Below are 23,209 nucleotides of genomic sequence, written 5' to 3'. Positions count from 1 at the left end.
TCGCGGTCAATAGCGCCAAATTCAGCGGGATTTTCAACTTACTGCGCGGTTGCGGCAAGTTGATCGGAGCTTCCCTATGCGCTCCACGCCACCGGCCGCCACTAATAAACGTTGAATCAACAACTGCAATGCAATGCGCTCGGGACGACTGAAACACCCCAGAAGCCGATGCAGAACTTGTTGATACACAAAGCCCATGGCCTGTTCATGAAAGTTGTTCATGGATTATCCTCCGGATCGAGCTTCTTATTATCAGCACGCCCAATTAGACGCGCCCAGATTTACTGCAACTCTTGGACCCGGAAGAAACGAGACGCACATACGCACAGGAACAAACCTACAAAAACCACTCAATAGAATACATACTTTATTATGCTGCACTCTTATGACATGTTCTTCAGTCGCACTTTCTTTCTGGATAAAGCAATCCAAAAGTCCGCTGGGGCCAGACACAAAAAAATGCGGCCCTGAACACTATGTTCAGGGCCGCGTTTATGAGACGGGAAGTTTTGCGCAGCCTTGTCAGGCTTCAGGTCGCTGACACTTGCAAAGCAACTCGCCCCCGGCACGGACAACCATCCATATAACGATGGGCTTCTACAAAGTCCTCAAAAGGAAACACCTTGATCTCCAGCGGTGTGAGCACCCGGTCAGCAGTTAGCTGGTTGATATCACGCAAGGCACGTTTCATCGCCTCTTCGTCCTGTGCGATACCCAGCTCGGGCTTGCCAGTGAAGTTACCGATGCAGTGCACGAAGAACTTGATGTTCTTCTGAAAGCACGCACAGCCCGGAAACCCTGTCTGGTTACCGCCTTGCAAACCATACAGAACAAGGCTGCCACGAGGCGCCAGGACATCACCCAGCACTGACATTTGCGGGCCACCCAGACCATCGAGCACCACATCCACGCCCTTGTTGTCGGTGATCTTGTTGATCTGCATCAGCAAGTCCTGCTCTTCGGTGACAATCACCTTGTCGGCACCCAGTGCCAGCAGGCACTCGCGCTCACTGGCGTCCTTGGTCGCAGCAATCACCTTCAGGCCCATCGCCTTGCCCAACTGCACGAACGAAGGACCGGCGCAATGGCTGGCATCGGTGATCAGTACGGTCTGCCCGGGCTTGACCTGGGCCAGATCGACATATGCGAAATAGGCGATCAACAGCGGTGTGTAATGTACGCTGGCCTCTACCGCAGACAATACGTCCGGGTAGCGGGTCAGCGTGGAGCGTGGCATCAAAATCAGCTCGCCATAGGTCGGGTAGTCATTGGCGCTCTGGCCCGGAAAGCTGGCGACCTTGTCACCAATCGCCAGATCATCAACCCCGGCACCGACGGCGGTGACGATACCTGCCATTTCATGGCCGATACCCGCAGGCAAACGGGCGTGGCTGGGGGCCAGGTTCTGCCGCCAGAGCACGTCATACCAGCTGATGCCAATGGCTTGAACACGGACCTGCACTTCGCCGGGAGCAGGCGCGGCGACTTCGTGCTCTTCGCACTTGAGCACCTCGGCCGGACCAAACTTGTGAAAACGGATCGTGCGCGACATTACCAACCTCGCCTAATTAATCGCTAATACCACGGGACTTTATCCGGGCTTTGTGCGCAAGACTAACAGACAGCATTAATAGTCGACATGCCTGGCATTGATCCGCCGACAGGTTTACAGCGAGCAGAAGCCCTGAAAAACCGGGGAAACCACCATAAACAGGAGTTAAACCTCCTACAGTCAAGCAAGAAAGAAAATCTACCGAGTGACGAAAAAACAGTTTTGCCAGTAAGATCCGTTACCTCACTACCTGTTGAACCGACTGCGAAGCCTGCCCGATGAACCGTAACGACTTGCGTCGCGTCGATCTGAATCTGCTGATCGTCTTTGAAACCCTGATGCATGAACGCAGTGTGACCCGTGCAGCCGAGAAGCTGTTTCTGGGCCAGCCGGCCATCAGTGCGGCGCTGTCACGCTTGCGCAATCTGTTCGACGATCCGCTTTTTGTCCGTACCGGGCGCAGCATGGAGCCGACTGCCCGGGCGATCGAGATCTTTGCCCTGCTCTCGCCTGCCCTTGACTCGATTTCCACGGCGGTGAGCCGCGCTTCAGAGTTCAACCCGGCGACCAGCACCTCAGTGTTTCGTATCGGCTTGTCGGACGATGTCGAATTCGCCCTGCTGCCGCTGCTGCTCAAGCGCTTGCGTGCAGAAGCACCGGGTATCGTCCTGGTTGTCCGCCGCGTCAACTACATACTGATGCCGCCACTGCTGGCCTCGGGCGAGATTTCGGTGGGCGTCAGCTACACCAGCGACCTGCCTGCCAACGCCAAGCGCAAAGTACTGCGCCGTAGCCGTCCCAAACTGTTACGTGCCGACACCATGCCCGGCCCCCTGAGCCTGGACGACTTCTGCGAACGCCCCCACGCACTGGTGTCGTTCGCCGGTGACCTGAGCGGGTTTATCGATACCGAACTGGAAAAAATGGGCCGCAAACGTCATGTGGTGCTCGCCGTACCGCAGTTCAATGGCCTGAGCACCCTGCTGGCAGGGACCGATATCATCGCCACCGTGCCCGACTATACGGCTGAGGCCCTTACCGCAGCGGGGGGCGTACGTGCCGAAGATCCGCCGCTGAACACGCAAAGCTTCGAGTTGCATATGGCCTGGCGCGGCGCCCAGGACAACGATCCCGGGGAGCGCTGGTTGCGATCAAGGATTCAGATGTTTTTCGGGGATCCGGACAGCCTTTGACACCTGCAAGGCGCAGGAACAATTACCACTCACCTGGCAAAATCCTGCTGTGACTGAGCCTGTGCTGCAACATTCAGCGTGCGCAGGCCAAGCAATACAATCAGCACCATCACCGCTCCGGCGACAATAGGAACGGCAAAACCGGCGCGGGCGCCCCAGGCGTCGATCACCAGGCCTGCCACCACCCCGCCGAATGCCACGCCGATGCTGAGGCCAGTGGACATCCAGGTCAGACCCTCAGTGACCCGCTGCGGCGGCAATATAAGCGTGCCCAGGTTCATGACAATCACCATGGTTGGTGCGAAAGACACCCCGGAAACAAACAGCAACAGGGCCAGGACATAGACACCGGATGAAAAAATCGGCAATACCGCAGTGATGGCCGTGACCAGAATCCCGATAAAAAATTGCTGTGCCATGGGCATGGCAATTCTGAAAGCGCCAAAGGCCAGACCGGCAATCAATGACCCCAGAGCATAGGCGGCAAGGATAAAACTGGCAGATGCCGGCCAGTCATGGGCGTTGGCAAAGGCAACCACGGCCACATCGACGGAGCCGCCGATAACGCCCATGCCCAGCAAGGCCAGGACAATGGTAGGCAGGCCCGCAAGACGCCAGGTCGAGCCTGTATGAGTGCTGGCCGATTTGATGATCTGTGGCTCAGTCTGGCGCTGCATCACAAACGCCGTAACGCCCACCGCCAGCAATACGGCCACCGCCAGGGGCCCGGCTTCGGCAAACAGCCCGGTGCTCAGGCCAATCGCCAGGGGCGGCCCCAGGATAAAGGCCATTTCAGTTAGCACGGTATCCAGGGAGAACGCGGTATGCAGCAGCGACTTGCCGCGAAAAAGCTGGGTCCAGCGCGCCCTGGTCATGGCCGGCATGCTTGGCATGGTGCCTGCCAGTGCCGCCAGGACAAACAGCAACGGTGCGTCGGCACGCAGATGTGCTGCGGTGATCAACGCCAGCAGCATGGCGATGCTGAATGCGGTAAACACCGGCAGCACCCGGCGCTGGCCCAACCGGTCGACGCGTTTTGATATCTGCGGCCCCACCAGGGCATTGGCCAGGGTAAAGGTTCCGGCCACCGCCCCGGCCAGCCAGTAAAGCCCTGTTTGCTGCACCAGCATGGTGATGATGCCGATGCCGATCATTGCCTGCGGCAAACGGGCAATCGAACTTGCCACCACCAACCCCATGACGCCAGGTATTGCCAGAAGTTCGCGGTAAGGGTTGGCCATGGTTATTCCTGTTCAAAGACGCTTCAGATAAAGAATCCAGCGTCGTATCCTTCTGGCGATAAGTCAAAGCCGGCGGCCTTGACCGCACTTTAAAACTGCCCGATTGCGGAGCCACAATGCACGAACATATTGCAGCCGTCCCTCTGGACAAAGCCTACCGACTGCTTAATCACGGCCCGACGATTCTAGTCTCGTCCCGCCATGCAGGGGTGCAGAATGTCATGGCAGCAGCCTGGGCATGCGCCCTGGACTTCGACCCGCCCAAGCTGACCGTGGTACTGGATAAAAACGTGAAAACCCGCGCCTTGGTGGAAAACAGCGGGGTCTTTGTGATCCAGGTACCTACCGTAGCCCAAATCAGGCTGACCAGCCTGGTGGGCAGCGTCAGCCTGGTCGATGACCCGGACAAACTCGAGCATTGTGCGGTGCAACTGTTCGAGATGCCTGGCCATGATCTGCCATTTGTTGAAGGTTGCTCAGCCTGGCTGGCCTGCAAGTTGATCCCCGAACCGCACAACCAACAAACTTACGACCTGTTTATCGGGGAAGTGGTTGGGGCCTGGGCCGACACTCGCGTTTTCAGCGAAGGTCACTGGCACTTTGAAACTGCCGCCCCGACCTTGCGCAGCCTGCATTACATCGCCGGAGGACATTACTACGCTATCGGCCAGGCGCTGGATGTGGATGAAAGCAATCTGTAGAGGCGCTTCCTGTCGTTGCGGGTATCAATCACCGTGGCAGTAATCGACACGCCGGGCGAGTTCTTCGACGTTCCGCGGTACTGCCTGAAAAAAACGTCCAGCCATGCCTGAACCGATTTACCCCGGGACTACAGCCAAAGCGGCGTCCGGCGAGCTGGGTCTGGTTGCGTTTGGCAGGCAGTGACGTGCCCATCGCAGGCAAATCAGCGCTAACGATCATTAACCCTCAGCGGCATATCACATACTCATCTCTGGCACAGATGCCCGCTTCAAACCGAATTTAACCCTCATAACACTGAGGTTTTCTGTTACCGAGTACAGTTTTATTGTGTATTAATTGCGGATAAGCGCAACGATCAGAACTGTCTGTGCCCGCACATTCAGCCGCCAGAGAAAACCTGGCTCAGTTGAACAATCCTGCCCAAGAGTGACAACTTGAAATCACTGCCACTGCAACACGTTTTCGGGATGTTTCTGCTATTACTGGTTTCATGCAGTTCATTGGCCGATGGCAACCCCCTTGGAATCCATGCGCGACAGCCCTTGGAGGGGCTGAAGGTGCATCTGGATGCGGCGACAAAAGCGTGGGTACTGGAGAAGCACACGCTGATTGTCGGCGTGTCAGAGGGCAATTATCCACCCTACAAAATCATTACGGCGCGCGATGAGCTGGAAGGCATTGCCGCCGACTATCTGTCGGCCTTGCAGCGTGAGTTGGCGCTGAAGCTGGTCATTCGCCGCTTCACTTCAACCGATGCGCTGTACCAAGCCTTGCGCGAAGGTCAGATAGATCTGGTGGCCGTCGCAACTTCGACTGAGGCCAAACACTATCAGGTGCAATCAAGCCCGCCCTACGCGTTTACCGAGCTGGCATTGTTCACCGAAGCCGGAGATCTGCACGACTACGACATGCAAGCGAGTGCCACCCAAATTGCCTTCGCCGACGAACAGTTCCAGGAGTTGTACAAACAGACTGGCGGTCAGGGTACCACTACCCTTTACCCTTCAATTCGCGATGCCATGTCAGCGGTCTTGAGCGGAAAGTCCCAGGCCTTTATGGGTGATACTTTCTCCAGTCGCTATCTGTCTGCCCAATTGTTCAGCAATCAGCTGGTCGTCAATCAGAGTACCCGCCTGGCAGAAATCCCAGTGGGCTTTGCCTTCAACGCCTCCAACACCATGCTCGGTTCTGTGCTGAATCAAACACTGGGCGGCCTCTCGCGATGTTACCTGGCCGCTGCCATGCGCATCTGGGGTGACTCAGAGGGATGCGACATGAGCAGCTTTCGCCTGCACCTCAGCAAGCCCGAAGTGGCCTGGCTCGACAAGGCAAGTGTGGTCAAGCTGGCCATCAGTGAAGATTTGGCGCCTTACAGTTTTTTTGACAACAGGGGCAGACTCAACGGTATTGCCTCAGAACTTCTGGATATCGTGCGACGTAAAACCGGCATCCGCTTTGAGATCATTCGCGTCAGTTCCCTGAGTGATGCACTGGGTTTGCTCAGCCAGGGTGAAGCTGACCTCAGCGTTTTATTCCATACCAGTGCAACACAGGGGGATTATCTGTATAGCCGGCCTTTCGTGACCGCCCCCTACCTGATCGTCACCCGACGAGAAGACACTTCACTCACCGCACTGCACGCACACACTGCTGCCTCACTGGCGGTAGCCAAAAACCAAGTGCCGCCCGAGTTGCTCCACAACTATCCAAACCTTCGCTTGATAGAGGCGACTACGACCGCCGATGCACTTAATCGAGTGCGCGGCGGCGAAGCGGACTTCTCCCTGGTACCCGCTAATATGGCGCGCTACTACCTGTCCTATAAGTATGAGAACAGCCTGAAAATAAACGGTGTGATTAACCATAATGATGCACAGGTCACCTTCGCCACACCGTCGAAAGCCCCTTTGCTAATGTCGATTCTAGACAAAGCACTGGCTGAAATAACCCCTGAGCAAGTCATACATATAACCGGTCGCTGGCGGGCCAACGCGGCAACTGACGACAAACATTGGGAAGGTTTAGCCTCCACCACCTGGAGTACCCTGGGCGCACTGTGCGTGCTGCTCATCGTGGCGGCATTGCTGATCGTCGCGCAACGGCGGCGGATCATACGCAAGCAGCTAGACCTGCATCAGCGCCAGCTTATTCTTGATGAACTGGAGGTCACCAAAGAGGCTGCGGAAAAGGCCAACCGCAGCAAGTCGGTTTTTCTGGCGACCATGAGCCATGAAATTCGCACACCGCTGAACGCACTCATCGGGGTGCGAATCTCATGACTCATGGTCGTCAGGAAGGTGGTCTTGGCCCTGTTTGAATTGTCTGCCTGGTGCTTGGCCGCACGTAATTGCTCAATAAGTTCGCGTCGTTCACTGATATCGATCCAGCCACAAATAACACCCTGAACTTGCCCGCCAGTATCATGAAATGGCTGAATCCAATGGTAAATGATCTGTTTCGAGTCACCCACGTGTAACGTGCGATCGACCACGTAGGGCTCGTCCTGCTGGATGACCCGCATATAACCGGCGTGGAACTGCATGGCCTCGTCGCTGTTGTGCTTGGCGCTTTGCAGCGCGGTTTTGCCGATAACCTCCTCACGGGCGACAGAAAATGTTTTCAGGTAATGAGTGTTGCAAGTCACCATTACGCCTTGACGATCACGTACGTAGATCGGGTGCGGAGTGCCGTTGATCAGTGCCTCCATAAAGGCCAACTGATCACTGAGGGCCAACTGTGCACGCTTGCGCTCGCGAATCTGTCGGCGGATGTAAATATTCCAGACCAATGAGCAAAAAACGAAAAGGAAGGCGACTCCAGCCATCTGGTAAATAAGGGCTTTATAGTTTCTCCATTTCATGACCTCAAACACTGCAACGGGACGCCAGCGATTAAGTACCAGATTAATTTCGTCACGGGTAATACTGCGAAGCGCCTTGTCGATAATTGAGATCAATTCGGTCTCACCGCGCTGGGCCGCAAAGGCCAGGGCGCCATACTCACCTTGCAGGATATTGCTGATGCGCAACTTGCCTGGGTACAGATGCTGAAGGTAGTAGCGGGCGCCGTGCAGTGTGGCGAAGGTCGCGTCTGCCCGCCCATCGGCAACCATCGCGAGGGACTCGAGAATGGTAGATGAGTCAATGACTTCGATATCCTTGTAGGTACCCAGCACGTTGCGCTCGGCCGCCATCATCGGCACAGCGACCCGCTTGCCACGCAAACCCTGAAGACTTGAAGGCGGGTCGGCCACGTCACGGGTGACAATCACAAACGAACTGAACATAAAGGGCTTGCTGAACCGCAGGCTGCTCTCACGCTCAGCCGTGTGCGCAGCCAAGGTCAGATCCGCGCTGTTATCCGACAGAGAGCTGAGCAGGCTGGCAAAACTGTCAGTGCGAACCGCTACAAATTGCACCCCCGTACGCCTGTTAATCAACTCCAGCAGTTCCGAACTCATTCCACTAAAACGCCCCTCGGCATCAAAGAAAGCAAAAGGCGCCAAGTCATCATTAACCACGAAACGCACAACCGGGTGACGCTCTATCCAGCGTTGCTCATTGATCGACAGGTCAATTTGCCGGGCCGATAGCATGGCCCCACCCCCGGACCAGCGTTTCACGATCTGCTGCAGACTCTTTTCGTCCATTGCGCTGATTGCACTGTCCAGCACCGTTTTCAACCGTGTGTTGCCAGGCTGAATGGCGAACGCGAAGCCGCCACTGTGCACATCGACAAAACGCTCAAGACGCACATCGTTGAAATAATTCAAGTTGATCAGATAGTTGCTCGACAACCCGTCTCCCAGGTAACCATCAAGACCGCCGAACGCGAGCGCAGCCAAAGCCAGGTTACGTGATGCGTAAGCAATAAACCGGGCATCGGGATACCGTATTGCAAGCTGGCTGTAGGGGAGATAGTCCGCAGCTACCGCTATGCGCTTTCCTGCCAGGTTGGACGGCAACGGTTGCTGATCTGCGTAACGGACAAATAGGGCTGGCTGGTCTTGCACATAAGGTTTACTGAGTAGCGCATTATTGCCAAGTACCTCAAGAGCGCTGGAGCTGCCCAACAGATCAATTTCGCCACGTTCGAGTGCGGCCAACGCACTGCCCCGATCAGCAAAGCGGCGAAGCTTTGTATCGATATGAAGTGTTTGCCCCAAATAGCACACTACGTCTGCAGTAATACCCTCGTAAAACGGGGAACCCGCGGTCATCTCAAAAGGCGGGTAATCGGGTTGGGCGACGCCAATCACCAATGCACGCTTTTGCCTGAGCCACTGCCAGTCATCATTGGCAAGAGAGACTTGCGCCGCTGGGCAGTAATCACGCTCCTCCAGCCGCAGCAGCCCCTCGTCGTTGGCTGCAAGCAGCGAATCATATGGAAAAAAATGCATCACAACGATCGCTAACACCGCGCGTTTAATGGCAGCGCCAAGTGATACCGCAACCCCTGTTACAACTCCGTTGTGTATCAACCAGGGTGCAATCACTGCTGATCGAGGTTGTGTTGCAACCTGAACAATTCAAGATCGGTGCGTATACCCAGCTTTCTGAAGGCCGCCTGCTTCTGCCCGCTGATGGTTTTAGGGCTGCGCATGAATTTGAGTGCAATCTGCGAAACCTGCATGCCCTCCAGGCAACACCGCAGCACCTCACGCTCTTTGGGTGAAAGCGCAACGTTACCGACGAGCAAGGTATCGCCAGCCGGGTCTTCGCCCGTGTCACAGGGGCGCTCATGGCCAGGAATCGGCTTTTTGTCGAGTTCATGGGCCATCATCGACGACAGGTACAACTGCCCCGATGCCACGGTGCGAATGGCCAGGATGAGATCGTCAACCGGTTGAGACTTCCCCAAGAAACCATTCGCGCCTGCGCCAATGGCTAGCTTGACTATTGCAGGCTTCTCCGCCGAAGAAGAAATGAGGATAAGCAGTTGCGGATATTGCTTTCGCAGCAAGCGAATCAGGTTCAGACCATCCAGCTCGCCATCATGCAATTGATAGTCCAGTACCAATAGATCAATCGTCTGCACCCGCAGGGCCGAAATCAACTCGGCGCTTGCGCTGTACACGCCGACCACCGCCAGGTCAGTCTCCCGGCTCAGCCGCGAGTTCAAGGCCAGTCGAATAAGAGAATGATCATCCAGCACGGCAACACGTAAGGGTGTGACAACAGAAAACTGCATTCTTTGTCTCCGGATCGCTCACGTTTTAATCATTAAAAACATAGGAAAAGTCTGAACGATGCACAAGACAATGCATATAGGGATTGCCTCAAAATCAGCCGCTGAGAGGGTTCGGCGTAAAAATATTTCACCCCGCAGGGTGCAAAGCTGCGCGCCATATCGACGGATCGCCTGAAAAGGTCCAGGTCATCAACTCTGCCTCGCTCATTGGTCGGGCATACAAATACCCCTGCCCCAACTGGCAACCCATGCCTTGCAGGCAGCGTAATTGCGCTACGGTTTCTATCCCCTCGACAACCACCTGCATATCCAAAGACCGCGCAAAGTGCAGGACACTCCTGATCACTGCAACTGAGCGATTGCGCTTAAAGTCGCGGATAAAACCGCCATCCAGTTTCACCTCGTTAAACGGCAACTGGCACAACCGCTCAAGCGATGAGTAGCCGACACCAAAGTCATCCATCGACAAGTTGCAACCCAACATGCGCAGCCCAAACATGCTCGCCATGCACCTCCCGGGGGCTAGCAAAAGACCGGTTTCCGTAAGTTCAAACGTCAGGCTTGCCGGTGCTGCATGGTGTTTATTCAGCACCTGCCTGATCCGGTCAACGAAGCGCGGGCATTCCAGTTGCGTTGTATCCAGATTGAACGCAAGGTTGAACCCATTTCCACCCGCCTGCATAAACTGCTGCAAACGCAGCCCTTGCTCAAATACTCTGAAGAAGACCTTATCGAGCAACCCCAACTGAACGACAGCGGGAAGAAATGCCTCCGGCGACAACATGTCACCCTGCGCCCGCTGCCATCTGAGCAACACCTCGGCACCCTGGATCAATCCACTGCCCAGATGGAATTTTGGCTGAAACCAGGCACAAAACTCTTGCCGATCGATGCCTTCGAGTATGTCCTCATCATCAGGTTCAGATCCCGAGTCACAGGGCTGTCCAATACCGGTTTGACTGGCTCGACCGCTTGCACAGTAAGCTTGCAACAACAGGGCAAGCTCCTCTGCCACGAGTGGCCGGACTGCATTGCCCAGCCACTCCAAGCCCTGCAGCCTTACGATTTGCTCCACGGTATACACCAGCTCATCGGGTATCGAACTGCAGATAATCACCGCATTGACCAAACCTGCCTCACGTGCCTGACTCAAAAAGCACAACCCATCGGTTGCCAGGGTCTGCAAATCACATAACACGATATCAACGCCTCCGTGCAGGTGCAGCAATGACAGGGCGGCCTCCCCGCAAGAGGCTTGCAAGACATCAATGCACCCCATATCAAGCAACGTATTGACTGCAACAGCACGCTGTAAATCGTGACGCTCAAACATCAGCAAACGCAGTGTGTTCAAAACATCTTTCCCGTTTGAAATACAACTGTTCAAGAGAAACGCAGGGGCAGACGCCGGAACAAATCAAGATCATTTCTCAAGCCCAGCTTTTTATAGGCTGCACGTTTCTGAGCGTTGATCGTTTTGACACTTCTTGTGAAGCCCGCCGCTATTTGTGTGTCGGTCAATCCGGCCACACACAAATGCAGCACTTCTCGCTCTTGTGACGTCAACATTACGCGATCCAACAGGCACACCCGCGTTGCACTTCCATCACCTGCATGGGTACCGACCAGCATGTCGAAGGTCGCTTGCAAAATCAACCTGGACCAGAAATAAAACTCTCCGTTGGCCAGGCTGCGAATGGCTGTTACATAGCTATCCAGTGGTTGTGTCTTGCAAATAATGCCGTGAGCCCCTGATGCCATGAGCAATACAGCTGTCGGCAGATGCGGCTGATCCAGCAAAACCAGAATTCTCAGTGTCGACTGTTCTATGCTGAGTGCCCTGATAAGCGCAACCGTATCATTCCCCTCTGACAAGTGCCCTATCAGCAGCAAGTCAAACTCATCCTCGGAAACACCACGCATAGCGATATCGCAACGTCCATAGGAACCAACAACCGTGATATCAGGCTGTTCGAAAAGATGCAAACACAAGCCATAACGGGCTATCTCATGGGTATCCAGAACACCTACCCTGATGGACTTAAACATTGCAAGGCTCCATAACCTATCAGCCAATTTGCCCGCCGCATTGACTGGAGCAGACAGAAGGAAAACTTCAAAAGATAATTTTAATATTCATAAAAGCGGTTTCTGATACGCCTGTTCTAATGCACGTCGACGATCGGACAGCGCCTGCGACGCATAGATCAATATAACGAGCGCACCTGGAATACACACTAGGATTTGCCTCAAAACGATCATGGCTGCACGGCACCTTGCTTATATATAAAGTTGTGCCCCGCCTGAAATATTATTTTAAGGCAATCCTCAAAGACAGCAGCAGAACGCCCCCCTAACATGGACTCCGCAGTTCGCTGAACACACTACAACCTTAAGGATATCAACATGAAAAAGCTCTACCTTGCCATTCTCAGCCTGTCGGCTCTCGCCGCTTCCGGCGCTACTTTTGCAGAGCCTGTTACAGTTAAAGGTGGCAGTGGCCAGATCAACTTTATGGGCTTCATTAACAATGATGCTTGTTCTGTTGACGGCAGCACCGGTAAAGACAAAGTTATTTCTGTTGATATGGGCAACGTATCGATCAAGGACATGGGCAGCGATACAGCCCCTAACGCCGGGCGCATCAGCGCCAATGACTTTAACTTGAAGGTCAACTGTAATGCTGGCACCAAAGTATCAATGGTGTTCAAACCAAGCCTCAACGGGGGCTCTGGCCTGGTTACAGGTAAAAAAGTGTTGAAGCTGCAAGGCACAGATGCGGCCAAAGGGGTGGGTATCGCCCTGCTTGACAGTGATGGTGCTTTGATAGACCTGACCTCAGACACCACTGCCTTGGTCACAACCGGTCTTAGCGGCGAGAAAGCCGTCGGTGGTGGCGGCACCTTGTCATTCGCCGCTGCCTACGTCACCACGGGTGATGCAGCAACCGCCGTTGCCGGTACAGGTAACGCAACACTGCCATTTGTACTTCAGTACGAATAAATCTGGATACAGGGCGGAGGCTGTCGGGCCTCCCCTTCCCCCACTTACATTTTTTGGGCCACACCTATGATGCGACGTTCAATCCCTGTTTTTCTAAGTGCTATCAGTCTGTTTGTCACCACTGAAGCATTCGCGAGCATTTCGTTAAGTGCAACACGGGTGATATTTGATGGCTCACGCAAAGAAGCCAATATCACGGTACGCAATGGGGGGCAAAACGTGTTGGTGCAGTCATGGATCGATAGCGACCTGGCTGAAAATACATCGCTGCCATTTGCTATCACTCCACCGCTGGCCCGTGTCGCGGCCAATCAACAACAATTACTGCGTATTCTTTACGAAGGTGGAGGCATGCCGATCGACAAAGAATCGGTCGTATGGCTCAACGTTCAGGAAATACCGCAAGCCAGTGCAAGCGACGCCAACATATTGCAATTAGCCGTGCGTCAACGGGTCAAAATTTTTTTTCGGCCAGCGGATTTACCTGGCGAAGCAGCCAAAGCGCCTGCGCAACTAAAATGGAAACTGCAAAACGAGGGCGGGCAAACCCTTCTAAAGGTCAATAATCCTGGCCATTACCATGTGTCATTAGCTGACCTTGAAGTGGGCAAGAGCGATAAAGCCGAATTGATTATCGGCGCCACCATGATCGCTCCTGGCGAGGACAGAACGTTCAAGTTAAAAGCTGCGCCCCTGTCTTTATCGCCTTCATTGCGATTTGCAAGCATCAATGATTATGGCGCCCTGCAGAAATTTGAAACAACCGTGAACTTCCAGTCAATGAGTTCGGCAACCCCAGCAGAAGTCCAAGATCAACAATAAATCACCTGCCCCAACGGCTATGCCTCGAGCTTTATTATTCGCACACTTTATGACGGCATACGTCATATTGACGACATAGGCTATCCATATGTTTTTCTCCAATAATCACACGCATGATAGTTGCGTAGAAAAACGCGCCCGCACAGATGCCTCCCCTACAATCAGCACTATTCACCCGCTGTATTTGGTCGTTACTATCACACTGTCGAGCATGGCTTGGGGCGAAGAACCGGCACAGCCACAAGAAGAAGTTTACAACACCACTTTTTTCCAGGGTGGAGCCTCGGTGGACCTGCACACACTGTTGAGCACCCACCGTGTATTACCAGGAAAATACCGGGTCGACTTATACAGTAATGACGTACTGGTGGGTCGCAGGGATATCGAGTTCGCGCCCAACGCGCACAACGGCAAGGTCGAGCCGTGCATGACGGTTGATCTGATTCAACAACTTGGCGTTGATCTACAAAAGCTGCAAGACCAGGGGTTGCTTGATCCCGAGTTACCGCAAGCCTGCCATGACCTGACGTCCATGATTGATAAAGCTACGTGGCGCTACGACTCCAGCCGCTTACGGCTTTATTTCAGCGTGCCGCAATTGGCAATGGCTCGAGGCTTGCGTGGTTTTGTGGACCCAGAACTATGGGACGAAGGTGTTCCGGCCGGGTTTATCAACTATCAGTTCAACAGCAACCGCAGCTCCACTGAGTTCAGCACACAGGTCTCCAACAACTTGAGCATGCGCAATGGCATCAACCTGGGCGCATGGCGCCTGCGCAACGAGTCGAATCTGAGCACCCGCACCGGTCATGCAAACACATTCAAGAGTAATCGCAGTTACGTGCAGCGTGACGTTACCGCTCTCAAGGGGCAGTTCAGTGCCGGGGAGATCTTCTCCGATACCGAGCTGTTCAACAGCGTGCGTTATCGCGGGGTAAAACTGGCCTCGGATGAAGGCATGCGTGCCGACAGCGAACGGGGTTATGCGCCGATCATTCGCGGTGTCGCCGATTCCAATGCGGTGGTCGAGATTCGTCAGGACAACTACATTCTTTACACCACTACCGTGCCGCCTGGTCCGTTCGAGATCAGCGATATATACCCTACGGGTTCCAACGGTGATCTGGAGGTGGTGATTATCGAAGCCGACGGTCGTCGCAGAATCAGCAAACAGGCTTTTTCCGCGCTTCCCACGATGGTTCGCGAAGGGCAGCTCAAATACAGTGTGTCTGCTGGCCAATACGCCAGCAACGCCGAGGGCGCAGCATCGCCCTCCTTTGTCAGCAGCACCGCCGCCTATGGCATAAACAGCAACCTGACAGGTATTGCGGGCCTGCAAGCCAGTGAAAATTTCCAGGCGTTTTCGCTCGGAGCCGCGAAGAACACTTCCCTTGGCGCGGTCTCATTCGATCTCACCCAGTCATCCAGCCGCGCCCAGGGTAAAACCACCCAGGGCAACAGCGTGCGGGCGCTCTATGCAAAAACATTCACCGGCACCGATACCAGCTTCACCCTGGCCGCCTATCGCTACTCCACAGAAGGCTATCGCAGCTTCAGCGATCATGTTGAAGACATCAGTGAGGGCATCAGGCCGCGCAGTGGCAGCTCTAAAACCCGCACCGACCTGACCGTCAACCAGACCCTGGGTGGGACACGACAATATGGTTCGCTCTATATCAACGGCACCGACCAGCGCTATTGGAACCGGGGTGGCTCACGCACTTTCTCTGCGGGTTACAGCAACAACTGGGGCGAACTCAACTACAGCCTGAGTGCGAGCAGGAGCCTGGATATTGATGAACGCGGCGTGTCGAACACGGACAATCAGGTCAACCTCTCGGTCTCTTTCCCGCTGGGCTCTCGCCCCCGGTCGCCACGGGCCTTTGTGTCCACCACAAGTGACCGCAGCGGCAACAGCACACAATTAGGGGTCAGTGGTTATCTGTCGGACAACAGTGATTCGTTTTACTCAGTCCAGGCCGGTGACAGCAGTCAGGGTGGTGAATCCGGCTCTCTCAGTGTGAACACCCGCACATCGATAGCCGACATCAGTGTCGGCTACAGCAAAGGCAGGGGCTTTGACTCCCAAAACGTGAACGTCTCCGGCTCGGTAATCGCCCACGGCGGCGGGGTCAACCTTGGGCAAACCGTAGGTGAAACCTTCGCCCTGGTCGAAGTCGCGGGAATATCCGGCGTCGAGATCAGCACGCACTCGGGGGTCACGACCGGCAACAACGGTTACGCCGTTATTCCCAACACCCAGCCATACCGGGTGAACTGGTTGAGCCTGGACACCCGTAACCTGGGCGGTGACGTTGAACTTGATAGCGCCACCCAACAACTGGTGCCGCGCCGAGGCGCGGTGGTGGTGGCACGCTTCGAGGGCCGCAAGGGCCGGCGGATTCAGTTTGAACTGGTCGATGCACAAAACCGCTCAATCCCGTTCGGTGCCTCGGTGGAAGACGCCAAGGGTGTGCAACTGGCGATTTCCGACCCTACGGGCAAAGCCCTGGCCATGGTCGAGGACGACAGCGCCACGCTGACCATCAAATGGCAAGGCAAGCAATGCCAGGCGGCCTATGCACTGGCACCAAAGCAGGAAAAGGTGAACTACGAACGCTTCAAGCTGATTTGCTTGCCCGGCACCGAGGGGCGTTGATTCTCAAACTGGAAAAGGCACGCTTATGTACAACACACACATAAAACCTATAAAGCTCCTGCCGTTACTTGCCCTGCTTTTACTCATTACCCACACGGACGCATTCGCAGACTGTCGTTTTAATGAAGGTAGAAATCCCCTCACGCCGTCTGAGGTTCTGCTAAAAGGCCCCGGCGTTATCAGCATACCCACCGACCTTGAAAACAACCGTACGATATATGAAGGCTTTTATATAGCACGCGGCACCAACGGTATTAGCTGTAACAACGTTACGCCCATCGGCCTGATCCCAAATCCTGCGTTAGGGCCGGTACCGGCGAGCGGGTATCTATTCCCGATTAACGACAGCGGCGTTGCTCTGCAGATATTCAATAACTATGCAGAACCCGATTACACAATCAATGTGTTTGGCGACAGAACCGTGTACCGGACAAACTCATGGGGCGTTTACGGGACAGGGTTTATTTACAGGTTTGTAAAAATCGGCACCATCAAGCATGGCACGGTAATCGGCCCTTTCACGGTCGGGACGATAAATTACGGAACGTTGGTCACTCACAACGTGACCATGACCGGCAGCCTGATTATCTCCGCATCATCCTGCAAAAGCCCCGATGTTTCAGTGAACATGGGTTATTACGTGGCCAGTGAAGTGACGAGCAGCCGAGGCCAGACCCAACCCGTAAGCTTTGATATTGCGCTCAATGAATGCCCCGACGGTATCAACAAAGTGACTTACTCGCTGCAAGCCAACACGCCTGTTATCGACAGGGAAACTGGCCTCGTCGCACTGGATGGTGCGTCCGGCGCCAAAGGCATCGGGCTGCGAATAATGGGCGGCGATGGAACACCTCTGGCTTTGGACAAAGCCCATGATTTCAGCGCTTATGATGTTCGAGGGGGCAACTTCAAAATCCCGCTGAGTGCCGCCTATATTCAACTTGACAACCAAACATTGGGATTTGGTACCGCCAATACATCCCTGACGTTTACGATCAGCTATTTATAACTCGCATCCTGCGATCTGAATGAACTACCCTGGAGCTACTGTGCAGCGCAGACAAACATATATCCATACACACGCAACAACACGCATCCTCTCAGGTGCAATACAAAAAACAAGTCATGTAAAGCTCTTGCCGTTACTGGCCCTGCTTTTACTCTTCGGGTACACAGACTCATTCGCTGACTGCCATTTCAATCGCGGAAACAACCCCCTCACAGCAGCTGAAGTTCTTCTCAAAGGCCCTGGCATTATCAGTATCCCTGCCGACCTGGAACATGACCGTACGGTCTATGAAAGCTCTTATATAGCGCGTGAAACCAACAATATAACGTGTGACAGCATTACGCCCATCGGCCTGATTCCAAATCCTGCATTAGGGCCGGCGCCGGCGAGCGGGTATATATTCCCGATAAAAAACAGCGGCATTGCACTGCAGATGTTCAGTTCCTACGATGACCCCAAATACACAATCAATGTGTTTGGCGACAGAACCCACCGTCCGACAAACGTAGGGGGTGCTTACGGGGTGAGGTTTATTTACCGATTTGTGAAAATCGGCACCATCAAACACGGCTCGGTTATAGGTCCTTTTACAGTCGGTACGATCAATTACGGGACACTGGTCACTCATAACGTAACCATGACCGGCAGCCTGATCATCTCCGCATCATCCTGCAAAACCCCCGATGTCTCAGTGAATATGGGCGATTATGTGGCCAGTGAAGTCACAGGCAGTCGAGGCCAGACACACCCCGTAAACTTCGATATTGCCCTCAATGCATGCCCCCAAGGCATCGACAAGGTGACCTATTCGCTGCAAGCCAATACCCCCGTTATCGACAGGGAAAATGGCCTGGTTGCGCTGGACGGCGCGTCCGGCGCCAAGGGCGTCGGGCTACGGATAATGGATGGTGATGGCACCCCGTTGGCTCTGGACAAGGCGCATGTCTTCAGCGCTTACGATGTACAAGGCGGCGACTTCAAGATCCCGCTGAGCGCCGCCTATATTCGCCTCGAAGGTCAAGAGTTGGGATTTGGCACAGCCAACACATCCATGACCTTTACGATTAGTTACTTATAGTCACGCGAGCCCATGCTTGCGTTACGCATACCCAATTGCGGCCATTGAACAAATTTTCAGACAATAATACTCAGAGCGCTGCATAACCCCTGTAAAATCGCTGCCCTACGCCCCACACACCGAGCAGCAACCATGAACCGTCGTAAAAAAATCAACCAGATATTGAAGGCCAATGCCAAGAAGGCCAACGCCAAGCTGGCCCCGAAGAACAAGAACCCGTACATCAGCAAGGCTGACCGCCTGAAGCTGGCCGAGCAATCGGAGCAGGACACCACACCAACCACCGGGGATTAAGCCATGGTCATACCCGAGCCCCTCTTCAGGCAGGCAACGCTCCAGGATGCCGAATCCTGCTATCAGATCGAGGTTTCGGCCTATGAAGGCGATGAAGCAGCCACCCTGGAGAAGATCCGAACGCGAATCGCCCAGTATCCCCAAGGGTTTCTTGTGCTTGAGCAGGCTGGGGAAATCGTCGGGTTTATCAATAGCGGCTGTGCCTACAACGTCGTGATGTCGGATGAGGCTTTCAAGGAGCTGATCGGCCACGACCCTGTTGCACCCAATGTGGTAATCATGTCCGTAGTGGTTGCCCCCGCACACCAGGGCAAGGGCTTTGCCAGGCTGCTCATGAATGAGTTTGTCAGGCAGATGAGCAACCAGGGCAAGCACTCGATCCATCTGATGTGCAAACAACAGCATGTGCCTCTCTATACCCGCATGGACTATCAGTACGTCCAGCCATCGCCCTCCGGGCATGGCGGCATGGCCTGGCATGAAATGGTCATGGCGCTCTGACGGCTGAGAAAGCTTGCCGGATCAATAGCCCACCGCGAGAGTCCTACTTTTGACTCTCCCGCACCTCAAGCCTGTCCGGGCTGCTGCATCAAACGCAGGCCACTGGCCAACGCACCCGCCAGGGCAAAAGCGCAGCCCAGCCACAATGCATGGTACGGGCCGCTGACCGCAGACAAGTGAAAGCACAGCGCCACCAGTGACGCGCCCAGTGTCTGCCCCAGCAACCGCGACGTGGCGACAATGCCGCTGGCACCACCACTGCGGGCCAGCGGCGCACTGGTCATGATCGCCTTGAGGTTGGGCGACTGGAAAAACCCGAAACCGGCGCCACACAACGCCATGCGCCAGCCAATATCAAAGGTCGAAGCGCCTTCGCTCAACAACGCCAGCGCCGCCATGCCTGCGCTCAACATCAACAGACCGATCCCACACAGCAATGCCAGCGATACGCGGTCGGCCAGACGCCCGGCAATCAGCGCCATGATCGCCACCACCGCGGGCCACGGCGTCATCAAAAAACCGGTAGCCACCTGGCTGTGGCCAAGCGCCGTCTGCAACAGAAAAGGCAGCGAAACAAACGCCAGCCCCTGGGCGCTGAACGCACAGATCGCGGTCAGAGAGGACAAGGCAAACAGTGGCCGCTTGAACAGATCAATCGCCAGCATCGGTGCCGGATGCGCAGCCTGACGGCGCATCAGCCACACCCCGCACACCAGCGCCACGCCGATCAGCCCCAGGCTTAAATCGCCCTCGGCGCCATGTACCGCCGAACCCAGCCCCAGCACCAGCAAGGCAAACAGCCCGGCACACAATATCGCGGCCAGCCGGTCAAACGCGTGTCCGCTTCTGGGAATCTCCGGCAACGAGCGCAAGCCCAGTACAACGGCCAGCAGCCCCAAAGGCACATTGATCAGGTACAGCCAATGCCAGGTCGTCACCGACAGGATGGCCGATGCAGCCGTGGGCCCCAGAGTGAAGGCCAGCCCCACCACCAGCGAGTTATAACCCAGCCCCCTGCCCAGAATTTTTGCCGGATAGATGTGGCGCAACAGCGCGATATTCACACTCATGATCGCCGCAGCGCCCAGCCCTTGCACCACCCGCGCGGCAGTCAGCGTGGGCAGCGACCACGCCAGGCCGCAGAACAGGGAGGCCAGGATAAACACCAGCAGGCCGCCGAGAAACACCCGGCGATGGCCCAACACGTCGCTGAGGGAAGCAAACGGCAACACTGCGGCAATGGTCGCCAGTTGGTAAGCGTTGACTACCCAGATTACCGAGGCGGAGTCAGTGCCGATGCCTTCGGCCAGGGTTGGCAAGGCGGTGTTGATGATGGCGGTATCGAGGGTCGCCATACCAATCCCCAGGGAGATCGCGATCACGGCAGGCAGGCGTTTGTTACTGGGCAAACCATCGACAACTGAAGACATGGGCAATCCGCGCATACGACAAAAACGTCAAGATTAAGGCCTGCAGAGGATATTTTCTGTGGCCGATTGCGCACTCGGACGAAATTTCATCTTCGTCGATAACCTTGTAGCCACAACGGATTATTGCTGCTTTACCAACAATGTTTCTCAGGCCTGTGGATGGTTCTACACGGCTTTGCGGTCTGTCTCTAATCCCCTGTCCGGGCTTCCAGCGTCCCCAGCCAGCGCGCCTGGGAACACAGCAAATGCTGGCGCATGGCAGTCTGGGCAGCAATCACATCCTTGCATTCCAGGGCCTGCAAAATGGCCTCGTGCTCGACCACCGCGGCATCCCAGGTGCCGTGGTTTTCCGAACGCTCGCTCAACTGCGCAGAAATCGGGCTGTGACGCTCATCGAACAGCGCAGTAATGATGCGCACCAACGCACCATTGCCGGTCATCTTTGCCAGGCGATGATGAAACTTTCGGTCGTCTTCCAGCGGCGGACGGTTCGCTTCGATGCTCGCGCGCATGGCATCAATGCACTCCTTCAGGTAACGGTAGTCGCTCTTTTTCCCGTGCATGCAGGCCAGTACCACCGCTTCGCCCTCGATCAGCGCGCGGGCCTGCATCAGTTCAGTCGGGCTCTCGCCATGAGTGCCGGTACGGGCGCCGCCTTCGCTCGGTCGGGCAGCCACATAGACCCCCGAGCCCATTCTGATCTCGATGCTGCCTTCGATTTCCAGGGCAATCAGGGCCTCGCGCAACGACGGGCGCGAGACGCCCAGCAACTGGGTCAAATCGCGCTCGGGAGGCAGGCGCGAGCCCACCTTGAAGTCACCCTGGACGATGTAGTCGCGCAATCGGTCGGCGATTTTCTGATAGAGCTTGCGCTCTGAAGGAGCAAAGGTGGAGACCATCGAGGCAGCGTCCAAAAAATGATGCCAAAGGCTACCACACAGGCCCGTGTGCGCTGCACAAAGCTTGGAGCCAGCCTTTGGACGTGAGGGTGTTACATCACCGCGCCAATTTGCCAGGGCACAAATTCGTTGTCGCCAAGGCCGTTTTCCTCGCTGCAGGTTTTGCCGCCTGACGCGGTTGTGAGCATCAGTGCGAACAGGCGTGCGCCCGCCTCGATCACCGATTCCTCGCCATCGACAATCGTTCCGGCATTGAAATCCATGTCCAGCGCCATGCGCTCAAACAGGCGGGTATTAGTGGCAACTTTCAGCGATGGCGTTGGTTTACAGCCATAGGTAGAACCACGACCAGTGGTAAAGCAGATCAGATTCGCACCACCCGCCACCTGGCCAGTGGCAGACACCGGGTCATAGCCGGGCGTGTCCATAAACACCAGACCTTTATGCTGGACTGTCTCGCCATATTCATAGACCGCCATCAAGCCGGTAGACCCCGCCTTGGCCACTGCACCCAGGGACTTCTCGAGGATGGTGGTTATGCCTCCGGCCTTGTTGCCCGGCGAAGGGTTGTTGTTCATGTCGCCGTCATGCTGGCGTACATAGGCCTCCCACCAGTGGATACGGCCCATCAGTTTGTCGGCAATCTGCGCTGACGCTGCGCGGGCCGTCAGCAGATGTTCTGCCCCATAGATCTCCGGTGTTTCGGAGAGAATGGCGGTACCGCCGTGGCGCACCAACAGGTCGACCGCCGCACCCAGCGCCGGGTTGGCGGTAATCCCCGAATAACCGTCCGAGCCACCGCATTGCAGGCCTACGGTGAGGTGGCTGGCCGACACGCTGCTGCGTTGCTGGCGGTTGACCTGATCGAGCATGGCGTTGACCAGCTCTTTGCCGCGTTGCACCGTTTCGCGGGTACCGCCGGCGTCCTGGATCACCAGGCCTGCTTTGAGCACCGCGTTGCGCTCGGCCAATTGTTCCATGAGCGGGGCCAGTTGATTGACTTCACAGCCCAGGCCGATCACCAGTACACCGGCGAAATTGACATGATCGGCATAGCCACGCAGGGTGCGCTTGAGAATCTCGATGCCCTCGCCCTTGGCGCCCATACCGCAGCCGCTGTCATGGGTGATTGCCACTACGCCGTCCACATTGGGATAGTCGCGCAGGTAGCCCGCATCAAATGCCGCGGCAATCTGCTTGCATACGGTTGCCGAGCAGTTGACGCTGGAAATCACCCCGATGTAGTTGCGCGTACCGACACGCCCGTCTGCACGGACATACCCGGCAAAGCGGGCACCGCCGCCATCCTGGACGGTGGGTTGGTACACGTTGGCCAGCGTGTGGTTCGTGCTGGTCTGCGGCATCTGCAGGTTGTGCACGTGAACATGATCACCAGGGTGCAGGGCTGCACTCGCCTGGCCGATGGACTGCCCGTATTTGCGCACCAACTGCCCTTGGGCAACGGCACGCAGGGCGATTTTGTGCCCCGCAGGGATATCGGCCAGCGCAGTCACGCTCAGGCCATCGGCAAACAGTTGCTGACCCTTGGCAATGTCGCCGCGCGCCACCGCCACATCATCACCGCCAGTCAGTACAAGTAATCCAGGGTTGCTCATTTTCATGCTGGTTCCTCAAC

The 23,209-nt window shown here is 55.7% G+C and carries 18 protein-coding genes and 3 pseudogenes; 11 read left to right on the top strand and 10 right to left on the bottom strand.

Going from position 1 to position 23,209, the window contains the following annotated elements; genetic code table 11:
* Positions 1–33: 33 nt before the first annotated feature.
* Both GHO03_RS14005 and GHO03_RS14000 read right to left on the bottom strand, forming a co-directional pair.
* A complete protein-coding gene (locus GHO03_RS14005; RefSeq protein WP_153400082.1) occupies positions 34–222 on the bottom strand; it encodes a hypothetical protein in 189 nt (62 codons plus the stop codon).
* A 307-nt stretch (positions 223–529) separates the two neighbouring features.
* A complete protein-coding gene (locus tag GHO03_RS14000; RefSeq protein WP_095017976.1) occupies positions 530–1,552 on the bottom strand; it encodes a zinc-dependent alcohol dehydrogenase family protein in 1,023 nt (340 codons plus the stop codon).
* A gap of 278 nt (positions 1,553–1,830) precedes the next feature.
* Between GHO03_RS14000 and GHO03_RS13995 the strand changes: the two genes are divergently transcribed.
* On the top strand, positions 1,831–2,745 hold the full coding sequence (locus GHO03_RS13995) for a LysR family transcriptional regulator (protein WP_133144574.1): 915 nt from the start codon (positions 1,831–1,833) through the stop codon (positions 2,743–2,745).
* Positions 2,746–2,774: 29 nt separating this feature from the next.
* On the opposite strand, the gene GHO03_RS13990 is transcribed toward GHO03_RS13995, so the two are convergent.
* Positions 2,775–3,986: an MFS transporter gene (locus GHO03_RS13990; protein ID WP_153400080.1), complete on the bottom strand. Its 1,212-nt coding sequence runs from the start codon at positions 3,984–3,986 to the stop codon at positions 2,775–2,777.
* Between the two features lie 116 nt (positions 3,987–4,102).
* On the opposite strand from GHO03_RS13990, the gene GHO03_RS13985 reads away from it, so the two are divergent.
* The 3 genes and pseudogenes from GHO03_RS13985 to GHO03_RS25850 all read left to right on the top strand — a co-directional run.
* The gene (locus GHO03_RS13985; protein ID WP_133144572.1) at positions 4,103–4,687 is read left to right on the top strand and encodes a flavin reductase family protein; all 585 of its coding nucleotides are present in this window, start codon (positions 4,103–4,105) and stop codon (positions 4,685–4,687) included.
* A gap of 468 nt (positions 4,688–5,155) precedes the next feature.
* Positions 5,156–6,631: pseudogene (locus GHO03_RS13980) on the top strand (transporter substrate-binding domain-containing protein); the annotation flags it as partial.
* Between the two features lie 237 nt (positions 6,632–6,868).
* Positions 6,869–6,955 (top strand): annotated as a pseudogene (locus GHO03_RS25850) (histidine kinase dimerization/phospho-acceptor domain-containing protein); the annotation flags it as partial.
* 140 nt (positions 6,956–7,095) lie between these two features.
* On the opposite strand, the pseudogene GHO03_RS13975 reads toward GHO03_RS25850, so the two are convergent.
* The 4 genes and pseudogenes from GHO03_RS13975 to GHO03_RS13960 all read right to left on the bottom strand — a co-directional run.
* A pseudogene (locus GHO03_RS13975) lies at positions 7,096–8,907 on the bottom strand (transporter substrate-binding domain-containing protein); the annotation flags it as partial.
* Positions 8,908–9,179: 272 nt separating this feature from the next.
* Positions 9,180–9,878, bottom strand: a complete 699-nt coding sequence (locus GHO03_RS13970) for a response regulator transcription factor (RefSeq protein WP_095000313.1) — start codon at positions 9,876–9,878, stop codon at positions 9,180–9,182.
* A 127-nt stretch (positions 9,879–10,005) separates the two neighbouring features.
* Entirely contained in the window at positions 10,006–11,232 is a 1,227-nt protein-coding gene (locus GHO03_RS13965; protein WP_240043213.1) for an EAL domain-containing protein, read from the bottom strand.
* Between the two features lie 29 nt (positions 11,233–11,261).
* Positions 11,262–11,927, bottom strand: coding sequence for a response regulator transcription factor (locus tag GHO03_RS13960; protein ID WP_153400078.1), 666 nt, complete (start codon positions 11,925–11,927; stop codon positions 11,262–11,264).
* Positions 11,928–12,284: 357 nt separating this feature from the next.
* On the opposite strand from GHO03_RS13960, the gene GHO03_RS13955 reads away from it, so the two are divergent.
* The 7 genes from GHO03_RS13955 to GHO03_RS13925 all read left to right on the top strand — a co-directional run bounded on the left by GHO03_RS13955 (position 12,285) and on the right by GHO03_RS13925 (position 19,244).
* Complete coding sequence (locus GHO03_RS13955; RefSeq protein WP_153400076.1) at positions 12,285–12,881, top strand: fimbrial protein; 597 nt, start codon at positions 12,285–12,287, stop codon at positions 12,879–12,881.
* Between the two features lie 66 nt (positions 12,882–12,947).
* A complete protein-coding gene (locus tag GHO03_RS13950; RefSeq protein WP_133144570.1) occupies positions 12,948–13,703 on the top strand; it encodes a molecular chaperone in 756 nt (251 codons plus the stop codon).
* A gap of 211 nt (positions 13,704–13,914) precedes the next feature.
* Entirely contained in the window at positions 13,915–16,362 is a 2,448-nt protein-coding gene (locus tag GHO03_RS13945; protein ID WP_240043212.1) for a fimbria/pilus outer membrane usher protein, read from the top strand.
* Positions 16,363–16,387: 25 nt separating this feature from the next.
* The gene (locus GHO03_RS13940; protein WP_153326238.1) at positions 16,388–17,371 is read left to right on the top strand and encodes a fimbrial protein; all 984 of its coding nucleotides are present in this window, start codon (positions 16,388–16,390) and stop codon (positions 17,369–17,371) included.
* Positions 17,372–17,411: 40 nt separating this feature from the next.
* Complete coding sequence (locus GHO03_RS13935) at positions 17,412–18,449, top strand: fimbrial protein (RefSeq protein WP_372241744.1); 1,038 nt, start codon at positions 17,412–17,414, stop codon at positions 18,447–18,449.
* Positions 18,450–18,581: 132 nt separating this feature from the next.
* Positions 18,582–18,743: a DUF2986 domain-containing protein gene (locus tag GHO03_RS13930; RefSeq protein ID WP_095000318.1), complete on the top strand. Its 162-nt coding sequence runs from the start codon at positions 18,582–18,584 to the stop codon at positions 18,741–18,743.
* A 3-nt stretch (positions 18,744–18,746) separates the two neighbouring features.
* Positions 18,747–19,244, top strand: a complete 498-nt coding sequence (locus tag GHO03_RS13925; RefSeq protein WP_153400072.1) for a GNAT family N-acetyltransferase — start codon at positions 18,747–18,749, stop codon at positions 19,242–19,244.
* Between the two features lie 65 nt (positions 19,245–19,309).
* On the opposite strand, the gene GHO03_RS13920 is transcribed toward GHO03_RS13925, so the two are convergent.
* The 3 genes from GHO03_RS13920 to GHO03_RS13910 all read right to left on the bottom strand — a co-directional run bounded on the left by GHO03_RS13920 (position 19,310) and on the right by GHO03_RS13910 (position 23,195).
* The gene (locus GHO03_RS13920) at positions 19,310–20,674 is read right to left on the bottom strand and encodes an MFS transporter (protein ID WP_095019977.1); all 1,365 of its coding nucleotides are present in this window, start codon (positions 20,672–20,674) and stop codon (positions 19,310–19,312) included.
* Between the two features lie 188 nt (positions 20,675–20,862).
* Positions 20,863–21,573 carry a FadR/GntR family transcriptional regulator gene (locus GHO03_RS13915; RefSeq protein WP_095019978.1) on the bottom strand — a complete coding sequence of 237 codons (711 nt, stop codon included), beginning with the start codon at positions 21,571–21,573 and terminating at the stop codon, positions 20,863–20,865.
* Positions 21,574–21,665: 92 nt separating this feature from the next.
* Complete coding sequence (locus tag GHO03_RS13910) at positions 21,666–23,195, bottom strand: UxaA family hydrolase (RefSeq protein WP_153400070.1); 1,530 nt, start codon at positions 23,193–23,195, stop codon at positions 21,666–21,668.
* Between the last annotated feature and the right edge of the window lie 14 nt (positions 23,196–23,209).

This window comes from Pseudomonas sp. FSL R10-1339, assembly GCF_009600545.1.
GTDB lineage: Bacteria > Pseudomonadota > Gammaproteobacteria > Pseudomonadales > Pseudomonadaceae > Aquipseudomonas > Aquipseudomonas bubulae.
Note: the sequence above shows the minus strand (reverse complement) of the source record. Positions and strands in the feature narration are given on the sequence as shown.